We start from the raw sequence: 16,359 nt of genomic DNA, 5'->3' as shown, positions 1-16,359 counted from the left end.
GTCCGGGTTTTCCCCACTTCCGCCCCGTGCGAGGGACCTTTCCCCGACCACCCGAACCCCCACCCCCACATGCGCTACGGCCCCCTCCCCCAACCCGTTCATGAACACCCCGTCAGAGCTGGTAGTGTTCTACCCGTCGCCGCGAGAGCAGCAGACACGCCCCCGTAGCTCAGGGGATAGAGCAACGGCCTCCGGAGCCGTGTGCGCAGGTTCGAATCCTGCCGGGGGCACTCGCCAGGTACCAGCAGCAAACAAGCGCTGACCAGGGCGGATGTCGACAGAAGAGGGCGGGAGTCAGTCTCACTGACTCCCGCCCTCTCTCACTGTTTCTCAGTGTTCGCGACACACCTCCGACACAGCCCTCAAGAAACCTTCGGGCTCCCGCCCTCGGGCTTGCCCCCTGCAGCCACCACTACGGCCGCCACAGCGTTCAGCGCCACCTCCGCGCCGGTCCTCTCCTCTTCCGGCAGCCCATCGACGCGATGCCTAGCGCCACCGCCCTCACCGCCCCGGCCCCGTCACGGTCCTCACCTCTGACCCGGAGGACCTCACCGCCCTGTGCGGCGAGCGTGTCACCGTCATCGCGGTGTGAGCCAGCGGTCGACGGTGCGTGGACAGGCTGTTTCGAGCGCGGAGAAGCCTTTCCCGGTGCTTGATGTCATCCGAATCGGTCTGCATTTGGCAGGAGGAGCCCGACCTGGAGTTATATCCACCGGACGGCAGTGGCCAGGCGCCCCGAACAGCGTCTGAGCTCTGACTCACAGCCCGTGTTCGTCCATCAGGCGCATTAGATTGCGCTTGCGCTTCTGGGCAGTACGCAAAGCGGTGACGTACGCGGCGAACTCGTCCAACGTACCCAGGCGGCGGTGGCAGTCGCGGATGCTCAGCAGGAGGCTGACGAGCTGCTCGTAGGCCGCGTTGCCGGTCTGCCGGGTGAGCGGCTCGGCCAAGCGCAGATAGACGCCGAGCACGGCGGCGGGGCGGTCGGCACGGGCTTGGTCGGCGAGGGTGAGCCACTGCTGCGCGTGGGCGCCGGTTTCGGTGGCAGCTCGCCAGGCGGCGTCAACGTCCTCGTCGTCGAGCAAGGCATCGACCAGGACAGGGCCACCGTGCCAGCCGTCCTGCCACCGCCCGGCGTCGGTACGCAGCAGGGCCAGTGCCCTCTCGCGCTCGGCCTGCCAGCAGTCGGCGGCCCGCGCGGCGGCGCGGAGCTGCCGGTAAGCGAGCAGGGAGCGGCGGGCGGCGAAATGGTCGCGTCGCAAGGCGACGGCTTCGGAAAGCCGGCCCGCCTGCGCGTAGCGGTCGGAGAGATGGTCGACGAGGGCGGTGTCGATGGAGGCGAGGTCCCGGGCTTCCCGGATACCACGCTCCGCCCAGTTCAGAGCCTCACCGGGCCGCCCAGCGGCGTCCAGTTCCTGGGCGATGACCAGGTGGGTGTGACCGTCCGGTGCGAGGTCAGCCGCGTGCACAGCGATCACCGCATCGACATCGCCGCCCGCCTTGGCCAGGCGCTCCATCAGATACTTCTCGCCCCAGCCGGTGCGGTTGCCTCGCCATGCCTCGACCGCCAGTTTCCGCAGGGCGGTCATCCCCTGTTCGCCGAGAAGGTCCTCGTAGTCGAGCGGATCGATACCGGTGAGGTCGTCTGCGTCCCCAAGCACGTGGCCGGCCAACCAGCGAGCCAGCTCCTCCGGGGCGGGGCGCGCCGCACGGCATGCCTCGTGGTGGGCGTCGGCGAGCTTCGCACCGACCTGGCCCAGCCATCCGTCCGAGTCGTCGACGCTCTCCACCGCGTCGCTCAGTAGTCGCATCGCCTCCCGTGCCAGGACGATCGCATCGGCGGCCCGGCCCGAGCCGGTCAGCGCCGTGATCGCGGACACTGCTAGCCCGGCCTGGTCGGAGTAGGCACGGGCATCGGCGTATTCGACGTACCCGTACTGTGCGAACGGGCCGATGTCGAGCAGCTCACGGACGCGGGCCCGGGCCCCGGCCAGGTCTCCGCGGGCGCTGGCGGCCCGCAGCTCCAGGGCGCGGCGCAACTGCCGGTCCTCGGCGATCTGGTCCTGTACGAGGGCGAGCAGCTCTTCCTTGGACAGGCCGAACAGCCAAGCGTCGAGGTCCTGTGCGCGTTCCCGAGCCGCCTTCTGCTGCTGCGGCAGGCTCTCCTGCTGGGCGAGCACGGCCATCCCGAGAGCGACCAGGTGCTTGCAGAAGTTTCCCTCCAGGCCGTACGGGCAGTCGCACTCGCCGGCCACACCCCCGGGCGCGTTCAGGGTCAGCTCCACCTCGTACCGCTGCGTACCTTGGACGGTCGCGGTGACCCATGCGTCACCGACCTCGATCCGCGACACCGCGTCGAGGTATCCGAGCCCGCGGTCGAAGGAACGGGCACCGGCCAGCGCTCTGAGGTTCGCCTTGGTAAGACCATCCACGGCTCTTCCCACCCCGGCTCGGGCCATACTCGTGACGACCGTCAGCCTACGCCCGCCGGTCAGCCCGGTCCGGCGATCCGCCGGAAGGCAGCCTCACTGGTGACCTGTGATCGGCCGCGCCAGCCATTCACCCCTGATATGCAACAAAGGGAGTATTTCATTCTTACGGGACATACGCGGGACCGCGCGGCTGACAGGCCGTCATACAGGGCGTTGACCTGCGGCAATTCCTGGGAACTGGCCGTCCTCCGGAGCCGTGTGCGCAGGTTCGAATCCTGCCGGGGGCACTTCGGCTGAAGTGCCAGAAGACCCCGCCATCAGCGAGAACGCTGAGTGCGGGATCTTCGCGTATGTGCGGGCCTGTGCGGCCCGGCGCAGTCCTATGACGCGACCTGTGGACCATTCGTGGAGGGGCCGGCCGGCGAGCCGGCCGACCATGGCCTCGTACGCTCCCGCGGCGGGCTGACCACGAAGATCCACCTCGCCGCGGACGGCCGCTGCCGACCCCTGCGGGGCATCACCTAGCTCAAGCACGGCCTCGCCACCCGTTACGGCCAGGGCGCCACCTTCCCCCTCACCGCCTCGCACATCGCGGGCATCTCCACCTGGACCACCATGCGTTCCGGAAGAAGCGCCCTAGGATGAACGGCGCACGATCAACGCGGGTTGACGGTGCCGGACGGACAGGACAACGGGGAGACAATGACCAGCCCGACCCAGGCCCCAGAACAGATCAGAGCCCATGAGCCCCACCCCTACATCGGGGGGCGCGATGCCGTGCTGCGCGCGCTCGCCTCGTGGCGGATGGAGTGGCCGGGTGCGCCTCGGGTCGTCGTCCTGACCGGTAGCCCGGGTACCGGGTGTTCGCGGCTGCTCACGGGGTTCCTGATGCTCTGCGATCCGGAGCATCGCAAGGAGATCGAGCTGGACGCGCTCGATCCGGCGACCGTGCCTCCGGACCTGCCCGCCCCCGCGGTGCCGAGCGTCGCCGGGCTGACGGCGGCGCAGACCCTGTGGCTGATCGCCGATCACTACGAGTTGTCCGCGAGCCGCACCGCCGACATCTTTCCCGAACTCGGCCGACTCCCGTTGGCCGGGCGGCCGGTGACGATCGTGGTGCCGGATGTGGACCGGGCCGGTCCGGTGCGGGGAGCGGGTGAGCCCGCGCGCGTGGTGCGGGACGTGCTGAACCCCCTCGCCGCCATCGATTCCGTACGCCTTCTCGCCGACGTGCCCCGGGAGCTCGCCGCCGAGCTCGCCGAGGGCCTGCCTCCCGGCGTGGTCCAGATCATCGACCTCGACGCACCGGAGTGGGCCGACCCCGAAGGGCTGGTGCGGCAGGCCGAGGCACTGCTCGATCCCCAGTCCGGCGTCCCGGAACTGCCGTTCACGACCGAGCCTGACGCGCGACGCGCGCTGGCCGAAGTGATCGCCCGGCACGCGGGAGACGGCGCCGGCAGCCGCCTGACCGTGCATCTCGCCGTACAGTCGATCTTGATGCACCCGGAGGGGTTCGGCCCGGCGGACGCCAGCCAACTGCCCGGCAGCGTCGGCGAAGTGCTCGACCTGCACGCCCAGCGACTCGGCGCCCACCCCCGCACCCTGCGGCAGATCCTCGCGCCCCTCGCCCTCGCCGAGGGCGACGGCCTGCCCGTACACCTGCTGACCCCGCTCGCCTCCGCAGTCGCCGAGCGGGACATGAGCGAGGACATGGCGCGGGGCATGCTGCTCGCCGCCCCCTTCATCCGGCCCGTCGAGAGGGACGGCGAAGGCATCCCCGAGGACGAGCGGACGCTCCTTGGCTTGCAGCACCCGGGCATCGGCGAGGCCGTTCGGGCAGGCATTCCGGATATTCCGGGCGCTCAGGCGCGTATCGCCGTGGAGTTGCTGGAGGCCGTACCCGATCAGGACTGGGCGAAGGCAGGGGCGTACGTTCGCGATCACATCGCGGGACACACCCTGGAGGCCGGTCTGCTCCCCCGGCTCCTCACCGACCCCGGCCTGTTCGCCCACGCCGATCCGGTGCGGCTGCGCGCCGCGGTGGAGGCTGTGCCCCCGGAGCAGTTGGACGCACCGGCGCGCACCTATCTGCGTACGGCTCCGCTGCTCACCCGCACCCAGGCACCCGCCGTCCTTCGAGCGGCGCTCCTGGAGACCGCGTTCGTCGAAGACGGACTGCCGGAGTACGCGGCGGTGCTGCGCCGCATCGTGCCGGACCTTCCCTGGCACACGCTGTGGAGCGTGCCGGTCGCCGGGGTCGACGCCGTGACCGTCGGCAAACTGCCCCCGTCCGAGGCCGCGTCGGGCAGCGCCGCTGAGGCGTCTGCGGAGCAGGAGCCTCCGGAGCCGGCCCCACTCGCGGTCGCCGTGAGCGCGGTGCCTCAAGGCACCCCGGGTTCACGCCCGTTGCAGGCCGACGATCCCGAGGCCCCCGCCATGCTGGTGCAGGACCTCGCCACCGGCTCCGTCATCGATGCCGACCCGACCCGGATCCTGCGCCCCTCGGACGACGAGCGCGCCACCGGACCGCTCGGGTTCAGCCGCGGCGCCGACTATGTACGCGTCTGGCGTCGCGGTGAGGAGGGTGAGGAGAAGGGCGGCGAGAAGATCGTCACGGCCTTCGTCTCCGCCATGCCTTTCACGGGAACCGACCTCTCCCCCGACGGCATCCTCCTTGTTGCCACGGAGAGCGGTGTGAAGGCGCTGCAGATCCGCCCGGCGCAGCACCATGACATGACCTCTTGATGTTCCGTACACGGCTCCCGTCCCAGGCAGCCGAGCCCGAGCCGGAAGCCGGAAGCCGCACAGGCTCCGCAAGCCCCCGGGCCCGACGCCCAGCCGACCGCCTGACACCCACCCACCGCGGACCGTTAGTCTCAAGGGCTCAAGGGCCCAAAGCCCAAGCTCACAGGCTCGCAGCACCGAAGCCTCTCGAAGGCCCGCATCAGACCGCCTGCACCACAGGCCCACTCGGACGAGGGCCGCGGAGCTCGCCCGGCACCGACCCGGGCTGCATCGCCCCCGTCCGCACCGGCCCCGTCCGACCGAAGACTCGTAGGGAGTTCCCGTGATCAGCCAGGAGCAGGCGCTCGCGACCGCCGAGGGGTGGCTCAACCCCGAGGGACAGCAACGCCGTGAGGTGCGGATACAGGAGTTCGATCTGGGCTGGGTGGTGTGGGCCGCGGCCCCGCCGGTCGAGCGTGACCCGGTCACGGGCAAGCGCCGGCCGCCGGCCACGATCGGCCACTCCTGCGGTGTGGTCGACCGCCGCACCGGCGAGCTGAGCACCTGGCCGTCCGTGCCGGTCGAGGAGGTCGTGCGGATGTACCAGCAGAAGCACGGCGGCGGTCAGGAGGCCGCGCCGCCCGGGCAGCCGCCGGTCACCGGCCCCGGCAACACCACGGTCATCACCTACGTCGACCCGCGCACCGGCGAGGAGACGAGCCTCTCCATGAATTCCGCCCCCGGTCTGCCGCACTCCGAGTTCCAGGCCCTGGCGGAGATCCAGGACCTCGACGTCCCCGCGGAGAACGTGGTCGCGATCCACACCGACCTCAGCTCCGCCCTGCTCCCCGGCGGGTACCCGGGCCGGCTGATCAGCCGTGCCTACCCCAACGTCCGGTTCTCCTGCGTGCAGGAGTACGGCCTGCGGGGCGAGGAGCGCGCCGAGGCGATCGCCGGGCTGCTCCAGCACGTCGAGATGATGCACCGGATCGCGGGACAGCAGCCGCCGCCGCGGCCTCATCGCGTGCCGGTACGGACCGATGTCGAGCCGGCCGAGCCGCTCCGCGATGTCGCCCTGGGCCGCGCGCTGACGGAGGCCTTCGGTGCTGACGAGGTACGTCGTTACGACGCCGACGACGTGGCGGGCACCCCGCTCCCCGAGGCCGCCAAGGCCACGCTGACCTGGGCCGGGCTTCCCGACGTCCCGTTCTTCTTCACGGCCGACGACCCGGCGGCGGGGCACCTGGCCGGCCTGTTCGGCAATGCCGCCGAGTATCTGCGCGAGGTCGGCACCCAGGCGAGCGACGACTCCCTCGCGTTCCTGGAGGGGCATGTCAAAATCGGCAGCGACGGGGGCGCTCTGATCACCGTCCAGTGCACGGGGTCGGAACGGGAGGGCGAGCCGGTCGGCCAGCTCTGGGCCGTCACTCCGGAAAACGGCGCGGGCCGCCGCGTCAACGCCTCGGTGTCCGCCTTCGTCCGCTCCCTCGCGCTCCTGGAGACCACCCGCGAGGGGATGATCGGGTCCGACCCGCTCATGGCGGGCCGGGCCGTCGCCGACTTCCAGGATCAGCTCGTCGCCATCGACACATCGGCCCTGGACGACCCGAGGAACTGGTGGTCGGTAATCGTCGAGCAGATGTGGCACGGACTGTTCTGATCTGCCCCGATCGCCGTGGAGGCGCGACGCGTTGCCGATAACGCGTCGCGCCTCATCGCGTACGTACGGATTCAGTACGCACGCCCGCCTCTCCGACCGCTCGGCGTCACGTGTTGTGGAGTACGTACGCCCAGGCGGGCTGCTCGCCGCCCGTCTCGTCGACTTCGGCCAGCGCCCCCAGGACCCAATTGGTGACCTGATTTCGTTCGGAACCGGCCGGGGGCACAATATTCCGTGTACGCAGCCCGGTGACCCACAGCGTGACCATGGTGAGGAAATCTTCGAGGCTGTGCGCGGCGGGGAGGGCGGCAAGGTGATCCTGGCCCGGCTTCGTGGGAACGCGCAGGACGTGTCCGGTGGGCCCGTCGATGACGAGCTTGCCGCCCATCCACTTGCCGATCTGGAAGAAGGGTCCCGTTTCTGGGACGGGCTCGATTCCCTCGGGCCAGGAGGGCAGTTCGTCGAGAATTCCGATCTCCCAGTTGCCGTACGGGAAAATCCCCATGGCTCCCTCGTTCATGTTCGGCAGCCCGAATTCCAGGAGGAGTTCGCGGGTCGCCGCGTGAGTGAGCCGGTCCGGGAAATCCTCGGCCTCGATGGGATAGATGGCGTCCTCGCCGAACAGGGCGCTGACGTCCTCGTGGCTCGGGGCCGGCGCACCGCTCGGGCTGCTCGGGCCCGCGTCCGCGTAATCCCAGCTCAGGGGCTGCTGCCGGGCGCCGAAGCCGGAGATGTCCCCGCCGTCCGCAGGCCGGATGGCGACCAGCCCCGAATCGCCGCCGAAAACGACGACGTCACCCACGGCCAATGGGGCGCACGGCAGGACAAAAGCCTGCTCGCTTCGCCGGGGGGAGGATGAGGCGAACAGTTCCCGGACGAGAGCGGGCGAAGCGAAACCGTTCGTGGATGACGTGGGCCAGGTGAGATCCGCACGGTGCTCCTGCGGAACCTCGTCAGTCTCCCAAGGACCTGCGACACGCTCTCCGGTCTCCGCGTCCCAGATCGAGACGTACGGCTGCTGCTCTTCGTCCACCGTCCGCTGCTGCAAACCGGCAATGGCGGGCCGCCCCTGCCAGCGCACCTCCGCCAGTGCGGCGAATTTCCCGGCCCGCAGATAGCGCGCATGGTAGCCACCCGGCGGCCGCCAGTGGGCCCACTTGGCCTGCCAGGGCAGTGCCACGCGAGAGGAGGCGACCGCCGACGCGAATTCGAGATCATCGCGCGAAAGCGCCATCAAGTGCAGCCACGAAGCCCACTCCGCCTGATGCCGCGGTGTGACCCCCCAGCCCCACAGATGCATCGCGTCGGCGGCGGCAGTGTTTCCGGGAATGAAGAACGTGATGCTTCGTGCCGCGTCCATGAGCGCCGTCTGCGGCAGATTGGCGATGACACGCCCGTCCCGGAGGAGTTCGTCGTACGTTCCCGCTTGTACGGCGTGCATGGCGAGCCCGGTGGCCGCGTACAGGCCGACGGCACTGCGTCTGGCCCACCCTTCGGGGTGGGCGAAATCCGGAGCCGAGCGCGTCAGCCAATCCGCCATATGCCCGTTGACACGGCACAGTTCGGCAGATTCGACCTCCCGGCGCAAGGTCTCGGCCAGCCCCTCGTCGACAAAGGAAACCCCGAGCGGTCCGAGCCGGAGAGTCCCGGCCCCTTCCCTCGCCGATTCAGCGAGTTCGTCCTCGGATGCCGGTTCACCGGTCAGCGCGGTGACCAGCTGGGCCCAGACAGGAACGGGTACGAAACGGGGCTCGGCCAGTGCCAACGCCCGCACGGCAACGGAATCCGTCACCGCCGGCGGAGCCTCGACGGCTGCCGCGGACAGCCGGAACACCGCCTTGGGATCAACACGCGCCGGCAGCAACTCGGGCACCACATGGACCATCACGGCCAACTTGCCACGCGCCAGCCACGGAAGGGTCCGGGTCACCAGCCGCTCGGGCTCGTACGACCGCCGTGTCGGCCCGGCACGATGGGCGTTGACGACCAGCAGCAACCGCTCCTCGGCCCACGAGCCGAGCGCGAAACGCCAGTCGTCCCGCTCGTCCGCGGACAAGTCGACTCCGAGCGCCGTGAGGGCCTGCTGCATGACCTGCTCGGCGGTGAGGCCGGTGGCGTCGACGACAACACTGCCCGGCACGCACTCGTGCGTATCCCGCATCACGGCCGAAACATCATGACCGCCCGCAGACACAAGAAAGGCCACGCGGCCACCGAGCCCACCCGCACGCCACCATGCGCCGACGCGACCGGCGGCCTGTTCCTCGGGGATTTCGGGAATTCCGGGGGTATTGGGGGTGTCGGTGGTCGGCTCGTGCATGGTCCTCCTCGGTTGCGCGATGGCTCGTCGACCCTATGTGTGGCTGGGTGCGAATGGTCAGGCCGGGGCAGTCGCAACGCGGCGCAGCACCACGGTCCAGTCGTCCTCGCTCGGCCACCCGGTCAAGTCGGCGAGCTGCCACGTCTCGTCGTTCACGGGGAAGGTTTCGCCGATGCGGAGGGTGTGATGCTGCTTTTCGGTGGCGACAGTCCTCAACAGGACCCTGACAGAGGCGTCGGACTCCCTGTAGATGTCCATCACCGCGAACCTCGCGGTCTCGGTACTCCGCTGGATTCCGTGCCAGAGCTGAATGGTGTCGGCACTCACTTCTCATCCTCCAAAGACGCGTACTGGCTGCTGCAGTATTTCATGAATTCCTTGATGGTAAGCGGCTGAGGATCGTCCTCGTTGTGCGGATTACGCAAGTGAATCAGACCCTTGTCATCGACCGAGACGATCTCGTAGGCATGGGAACTCAGGAGGCCCTTCTCCATCTTGTTCTCCACACCCGTACCCCTGGGGCGGGTGCCGATAACGACCGGCCTGCCGCTTTCCGTGAGTTCCCGTAGGTGGGCCAGGAGTTGCTTTTCCGGGGTGCGGCCGTGCATATCGTACTGCGTCGGGAAATCGTAGTTCTCCGACGTACGTCCCGTCAGCTGGGCGAGCAGCTCGGCACGGTCGCCCGATGTGGAGCCCTGACCGATACGGGAGTATCCCGTCAACAGGTTGCCGTCGAAATCCTTGTTGCCGGGGTACTGCGACTCGTTCTCGCGCTTCTTGTCGTCCCAGAACTGGTCCAGGCCCGCGATGGCCTTCTCCATGATCACCGGCCAGGCCACGCCCGTTTCGTTGGCGTTGGCGTAGGCGGTGGTGTTGGGGAAGTCGCTGTACACGGGCACTTCGGGAGTGACGCGCACGGTCAGAATGCGGCCGGTCGGAGCCTGATTACCGTAATTGTTGCGCCGTACCTCGTGGAAACGGACCTCGTAATTACCGTCCTCGGTCTCCCGGATCATGTCCTGAAGGAGATCCGGGTACCTGCTCGCGAGGGCACCCAAGGTGGCGATGATGCCGCAGTCCCCGATGGCGCCCTGTTGCGTCTGCTCACGCGACGGAGGCCCGTCGAACAGCGGCACACGCGTCCCGTCGGGACGGTCCAGCGGAGTGCCGTAACGGTCGGGCTGGTGCTCAGCCGGCTTCTTGTGGTTCCCAAAGCGCGGCTGGTCCACCTCAGTGGTGATCTCGGTGGGCTCGGCCTGGCCTGAATGAGTTATGGACTGCCAGATCTGCCTGATCCGGCCTGGCTTCTTCGGCTCGTTCTCCGAGGCGGAGGAGCCCTCGCGGGACTCGTCGGCGGATGGGGCTGGGGCTCCGGCCTGCTCGGCAACCCCAGTGGCAGTGGTGGGGCGCGGGGTCTCTCCGGCGCTCGCGGGGTCTGTCGAAGGCGTGCCGGCGGGGTCCGCCGGGGCGCGGCGGTCTGTGCCTGCCGGGTTCGACGGGGGTGTGCGGTTGGGGTCCGTGGTGGGATTCGACGGGCCTGACTGGGGCGCCTGGGTGGGCGGTGTGTTCTGGCCGGGTGTCGGGGCCGGCGGTGGGTTCTGGCCCGGATTCGCCAGCGCCTTTGCCAGTTCGTTGACGAATTTCAGGTGTTGCTGGATCTCCCTGTCCTGGACCTGTTGGCTTGGCGTGCGGAACTTGCCGAGCGCGGTCTTGATTTGCGACTCGGTTTTGCCTTCCGCCCGCAGCCTGTCCCGCTCGGCCGCCTTGAGGCCCTTGAGGTCCGGGTCCGCTCGATAGGTCGTGCTGTAGTAGACGGGAACACCGTCCATCGCCCGGGAATCGTTGATGGTCTTGGAGCAGTTGGCGTGGCCGGTGGGGTGGCCGGATGCGGTGTTGGGCAGGCCACAAGGCTCACGTTCGGTGTAGAGGCCCTTGACCTCGACTTTGGTCTGCTTCCGGGCCTCGCGGTTCTCGTTGAGCTGGTCGATCCAATTGAGGATGTGGGATTCGGAGTGCATCGGGTCGGCGCCGTCCACGGCAGGCGGAACCGACGAGTCGACGATGTAGTGGCTTTCCCCGGTGTTCGGATCGAAAACTTCCACGACCGCGTAGTTCTTGCCGGAGAAGTCGGGCGAATTGCTCTCTGTCTCCTCAAGCAGCCGCTTGAGGTCTTCCACATCCCGAAGGTTCGTTCCGTCCGGGTGCGAAGCGAGTTCACGTCGCCAGGGAGCCGCTGATTCGTGGAACTTTCCGTTGTTGTACGCGTCGTTGCGCGCGGCCGGGTCAGGGTTCACGCCGACGGCGTTGTTGGCGTGGAAGGACTGGCTGATACGGGCCAGCGCGGCGATCGCGGCGTACCGCTGGCCGTCATTCATCTGCGACCACGCCGGATCCAGATGCTGCCGGAGATCACTGTCGGTGAAGTTCGTCGCCGGCATCGGAACATTCCGATGCACAGCCATCGCGGCCTTGTGGGCGGCGTCAGCCTGGGGAAGAGCCTGCTGGGCATGGGCGAGCCGCTGCTCCGCCGCCGCCCGCTTGGCCTGAGCCGCCTGCTTCGCGTCGGCGGTCTTGGCTTTCCGCTCCGCGGTCGCCGCCCTGGTCCGCTCTGCCTTGGCGTCGGCGACTTCCTTCAGCGCCCGGTCATAGTCGTGCCGGGCTTCACGTACCAGCTGCGCCGACTCCGCGTGCGCCTGGCGGCGACCGATGGATTCCCGCAGTACGTCGGCCAAGGGCACCCGGGGCGGGTCGCCTTGCGGCTGGGCCCACTGCCGCATCTGCGCCTGGACCGGATCCAGGCCGATCCGATGGACGTCGTGCGCGTCTCGGAGGTCGCCCTGTGCGTTGTCCGGAGGAAGGTTCGCATGCTCATCGGTCCGTGCTTCCGGGTCGGGAAGGCTCTGGTTGCGATGCTCGCGAGTGGCTTCAGCGCTGGGGCCGGACTCAGGAGGCGTACCGGCCGGGCGCTCGGGGGCTGCGTGGGCGGTATCGGTAGGTGTGGTCCCGTTCTGGTGCTGTGTGGTGGGCCGGTTGGTGGTGTCGATGGGGCGGCGGTTGGCGTCCAGCGGAATCGCGAAGACGCCGTTGTCGCCGCTGTGGAGCGGGGTGGTGCTGTTCCGGCCCGTCTGCGGGTCGGCGTAGACGATCTGGCCGTTGTGGTTGACCACGTTCCAGGCGTGGGCTCGGCCGTCGGCGTTCTGGGTGATGATCACGGCCTGTGAGCCGTGGCCCTCGTTGAGGAGGGTGGTCTCCAGGTTGTGGTACGCGTCACGGCCGTCGCCGAAGTCGTCGAACTCGGCGCCCAGGGCATTCTCGATACGGTCGCGGCCGTTGGGTTCAGGCGTGTGGGCGGGGGTGCCGTCCTCGTTCGGGCTGCGGCGGGCGGCGACCGTGGGGTTGCCCGCGTACGAGTCGACGAACGCCAGTGACGCGTCGGGGCAGTTGACGTCGCGGCCGGACTCGTCCGGGTTCTGGCCGCGCAGATCGTCGACCCAGGTGCCCTCGCGCGGGTCGGGAGCCTGCTGGAACGAGCCGTCCGCATTGCGCGGGAATCGTTCCTGCTGCGCGCGGTTGTCGGCGTCGGTGGGGTCGTCGTAGCCATCCGGCGGACCGGAGGGGCGCGTGGCGGTGGCCGGGAAGACCGGATCTCTCGACTCCGTTCGCTGGTCGGTGTCGGGAGGGGTCTGGGTGTCCTGGGTGTCCTGCGTGTCCTGCGCGTTGTCGGGCTGCGGATTGTCTTGGTCCGGGGTGGACCCCTGGGGGGTGTTCGTGTCCGGAGAGGTCTCCTCGTTCTGCGGGGACGTCGTCTCCGGGGGCGGCGTCACGTCGGGGGTCGGCGTCGTGTCCGGTGTTGTGGAGGATTCCGGGGCCGTCGACGGGGGTGCCGTGTCGGTGCTGCCGTCGTTCGCGTTCCGTTCGGCGGCCGAGTCGTCGTTGTCGGAGGGTGCCTCGTCAGTGGGCGGCGAGGTGCTGAAAGATCCGTCCGACTGAGCGTCGGGAGTTGACTGAGCCGTCAACGCATCGGGGCCGGAGTTGTTGTTGGCGTCCGGAGTGTTCGAAGTGTGCTGAGTGGATGGTTGAGGCGTCGCTGGGGTCAGGAAGTACGGAGTGATCGGATTCCGATTGGCGTCCAGCGGGGTGTAGAAGACCTCTTGGGCGCCCAGGTGAATCGGATTCTCGCTGACGACGCCTGTCTGCGCGTCGACGAACAGGACCTGGCCGTTGTGGTTGACCGCGGCGAAGGCATGGCCTCCACCGCCGGGCCAGTTGACGCCGATCACGGCTGCCGAGCCGTGCCCGGCCTGCGACAGCTCGTAGGCGATACGCGCGTACGGGTTGGGATGGTCCTTGCCCGCGTACGTGCTGGGTGCGCCGGCCCAACGCGTCTGGTTGTCGACCGAGTCGCGCTCCGCGGAGAAGGTGTTGAGGCTGCCGTCCGCATTGACGTCCAAGGTGCGCGGGGCGGACACCGTCGGGCGGCCGAACCATGTCTCCAGGAACGAGCGGGTGCAGTCGGCGCAGTTGTTGGATCGGCCTGGCACCCCCACGCCGCCGTCGTTCTGCAGGCCGGCCCAGTTTCCCTGCCGCGGGTCCGCGTACACCTGCGGGGTGCCGTCGGGGTTCCTCGGGTGGGCGTTCTCAAGGTCCTGCTGATGGACGGGGTCGGGTGTGGTCAGGCCTTCGAACGGGATGCTCAGGTCGTTACGGATGTCCGAAAGGCTGTCTGCCTGGGGCGGGGGCGCCGTGGGGTGCTTGGGCGCGCCGGCGTCGGTGGGGGGCTGGTTCTGGTCGGGCGTCTGGTTGGTGGCGTCCGGCTGTTGATTGGTCGGTGCCGGCATCCCCTGGTCGTTCGGGGTGGACGTGGGGGACTCGGCCGGTGGCTGCTGGTCCGTCGGACGGTTCGTCGGGCGGCCCGTCGGCTGCTCGCCGCGGGGCGGCGTGGCCGGGCGCCCCGGCGTCTCGGTGCGCGGCGTCGCGGTGTGCAGCGGCGACGCGGGGCGGGTCTGCCGGGTGCCCCGCGACGGCGTCGTGGGCCTGGTGCTCGGCTGTTCCGTGCGCGACGTCGTGGCGCTGGGCCTGGTGGCCCGCGGTGTCCTCGTGGGGGTGCCTGCCGCCGGCGCCTGCGTCGGGGCGGGGCCGGCCGTCGGTGGCGGCATGGCTCCCGGGGTCGCCGTTGAGGGCGTCGCGGACGACGGGGCCGCCTGCTGCGGAATGCCCGCCTCGCTGGGCTGCGTACCGGAGGCCGGGGGCGCCGCCATGGCGACGTTGCCCATGAGGCCGAGGCTTTCGTCGTCCGGATTGTGCGGGGTCGGTGTTGACGATGTCGGCGCATGGCCCTGACCAGGGCTGGGGTGTGCGGAGGGCGTGTTGCCGGGCATGGCGCCGCCCGGCATGGAGACGCGGCCGCTGCCCTGGTTCTGGTTGTCGTTGTTGTTGCCGTCGTGGGATTCGCCCGGCATGGGGCCCTGGGCCTGTGCGGGCATGGTGGTGACCGAGTCGCGGTCGACCTGGTGCACGCCCGGTTCGGGGCGGGAGTTGTCGGGAGCCGGGGCCGGGGTGGCCTCGGGACGGTCCGTCTCCGGCGGCGGGGACGGCATGGGCGCGGGCTCGCTGTTGCGCGGGTCCGGGATCGACGCGCCATGGCCCGGGGTGTGGCCATCGGCATTCGGCGTGGCGCCTGGGCTCTCGATGGGCGAGGAGTTGGAGGGCGTGGACGGATCGATGCCCGGTGCCGTGCTCGGCGGGGCGTCCGGTGTGCTGTCCGGACGGCTGGAGGCAGGGGTGGCGTCGGAGGCCGGACCACTCTCGACGTCGGGCCTCGTCGTGGTGGACGGCGTGGACGAGTCCGGAGACGAGTCGGGGGCGGGCGAGCCATCGCCCGGAGGCCTACCGATGCTGTCGTTGTAGGCCTGGGTGCCCACGTCGAAGGGGCTGGGCGAGTCGGATCCACGGCTCGGCGAGGGCGAGAGCGAGGACGACGAGGGGCTCGACGAGTCCGGGCTGCCGGAGTTGGCCGGGCCGCTGTTGGACGGCGTACTCGATGAGGAGGGGGGCGAACTCGAAGCCGAGGGGTTATCGGATGACGAGGACGAGCTGGACGAAGAGGACGGGCTCGACGAAGAGGACGGGCTCGACGAAGAGGACGGGCTCGACGAAGAGGACGGGCTCGACGAAGAGGACGGACTGGACGAAGAGCTGTCCGAAGCATTCGACGGAGAAGAGGACGACGGGCCGCCGATATCCGGTGCCCTGCGCCCCGAGTCGCCGCTGCTCGAACCCGGCGAACTATTGGAACTCGGCGAGTTGCTCGACGAACTGCTGTCGTTCGATGAGGAGTCACTGTTCGACGCCGAAGAATTGCTCGACGACGAATTGTTGGAGTTCGACGAGCTGTCATTGCCGGAGTTCGACGAGCCGTCGTTACCGGAGCCCGACGAGCCGTCGCCGCCGTCGTGTCCGCTGTTGGTCAGTCCGTGGCGGGCGCCATGCCCCGCGCGGGAGCCGCCGCCGTCGCGCAGGGACTCGCCGAAGGTGGAGCCGGAGTTCTTCAGGGCCTCCTTGCCCTCTTCGTAACCCTTCTTGGCGGTGCGGCCCAGGTCGTAGCCCGACTGCTTGCCGAAGTTCTGCTCGACGGTCTGGGCGACCAGGTCGGAGACCATGGCTTCCAGAGCGGAGACAAAGGGTTCCTTGGCGGTCTCCAACACCGCCTGCAGGATCTGTTGGGCCACTTCCTTGAGGAGTTTGCGCAGGATCAGCCGCGTGGCGGCGGCCGCGCCGATCGCGCCGAGTTCGGACAGCCCCAGGGTGAAGGGAGCGGCGGCCTGCGCCGCGATGATCTCGACCGCCAGGATGACCAGCTGGGCGATCACCGCGACCTTCAGCCCGATGATGAGCATCGCCGCGGCGTCCAGGCAAATGGCGATCAGCTCGGCGCCCTGGCGGGCGTCGTCGAAGTAGCCCGAGCCGCCGGCGAACTTGTCCCAGGTCTTGTTGAAGCCCTCGATGGAGTCGCCGGCGTTCTCGGCGAGGACGTTTCCGGCGGCGCTGGTGCCACGGGCCTGGAGGGCCTCCACGTCAGCGGCGAACCGGCGCCAGGTGTTGGCGCACTCCATCATCTTGTCTTCGTTGCCTGTGGGCCAGTCGAAGCCACACATCTCGAGAACCCACTCAAGTGCGTTCGGCAGCATCAAAGCCATGACGAAGACCCCCGTTGTCGCCCATGT

At 69.3% G+C, this 16,359-nt stretch carries 6 protein-coding genes, 1 tRNA gene and 2 pseudogenes; 5 read left to right on the top strand and 4 right to left on the bottom strand.

The genetic code is table 11. The features are described 5' to 3' along the window. Positions 1-158 precede the first annotated feature (158 nt). Positions 159-230 (top strand) — tRNA-Arg (locus ACZ53K_RS11380). 240 nt (positions 231-470) lie between these two features. Then, a pseudogene (locus ACZ53K_RS11375) lies at positions 471-592 on the top strand (DNA-binding protein); the annotation flags it as partial. A 166-nt stretch (positions 593-758) separates the two neighbouring features. Here ACZ53K_RS11375 and ACZ53K_RS11370 read toward each other — a convergent pair. Continuing rightward, entirely contained in the window at positions 759-2,432 is a 1,674-nt protein-coding gene (locus tag ACZ53K_RS11370) for an SWIM zinc finger family protein (protein ID WP_468834139.1), read from the bottom strand. Positions 2,433-2,864: 432 nt separating this feature from the next. On the opposite strand from ACZ53K_RS11370, the pseudogene ACZ53K_RS11365 reads away from it, so the two are divergent. The 3 genes and pseudogenes from ACZ53K_RS11365 to ACZ53K_RS11355 all read left to right on the top strand — a co-directional run. Continuing rightward, positions 2,865-2,942, top strand: a pseudogene (locus ACZ53K_RS11365) (IS5/IS1182 family transposase); the annotation flags it as partial. 192 nt (positions 2,943-3,134) lie between these two features. Further along, positions 3,135-5,177 (top strand): ATP-binding protein, encoded by a 2,043-nt coding sequence (locus tag ACZ53K_RS11360; protein ID WP_468834136.1) that lies wholly within the window; start codon positions 3,135-3,137, stop codon positions 5,175-5,177. Positions 5,178-5,499: 322 nt separating this feature from the next. Next, complete coding sequence (locus ACZ53K_RS11355; protein WP_468834135.1) at positions 5,500-6,816, top strand: SUKH-4 family immunity protein; 1,317 nt, start codon at positions 5,500-5,502, stop codon at positions 6,814-6,816. Positions 6,817-6,922: 106 nt separating this feature from the next. On the opposite strand, the gene ACZ53K_RS11350 is transcribed toward ACZ53K_RS11355, so the two are convergent. The 3 genes from ACZ53K_RS11350 to ACZ53K_RS11340 are packed head-to-tail and all read right to left on the bottom strand — an operon-like array spanning position 6,923 to position 16,323. Further along, entirely contained in the window at positions 6,923-9,136 is a 2,214-nt protein-coding gene (locus tag ACZ53K_RS11350; protein ID WP_468834132.1) for an SUKH-4 family immunity protein, read from the bottom strand. Between the two features lie 57 nt (positions 9,137-9,193). Next, positions 9,194-9,463, bottom strand: coding sequence for a DUF6406 domain-containing protein (locus tag ACZ53K_RS11345; RefSeq protein ID WP_468834130.1), 270 nt, complete (start codon positions 9,461-9,463; stop codon positions 9,194-9,196). Continuing rightward, a complete protein-coding gene (locus tag ACZ53K_RS11340) occupies positions 9,460-16,323 on the bottom strand; it encodes a toxin glutamine deamidase domain-containing protein (RefSeq protein ID WP_468834535.1) in 6,864 nt (2,287 codons plus the stop codon). The genes ACZ53K_RS11345 and ACZ53K_RS11340 overlap by 4 nt, the downstream gene beginning before the upstream one ends. Positions 16,324-16,359 lie beyond the last annotated feature (36 nt).

The sequence above is a fragment of the Streptomyces sp. NPDC033221 genome, assembly GCF_055577005.1.
The sequence above is the reverse complement of the archived record's forward strand: the minus strand, read 5'-3'. Positions and strand labels throughout refer to the sequence as shown.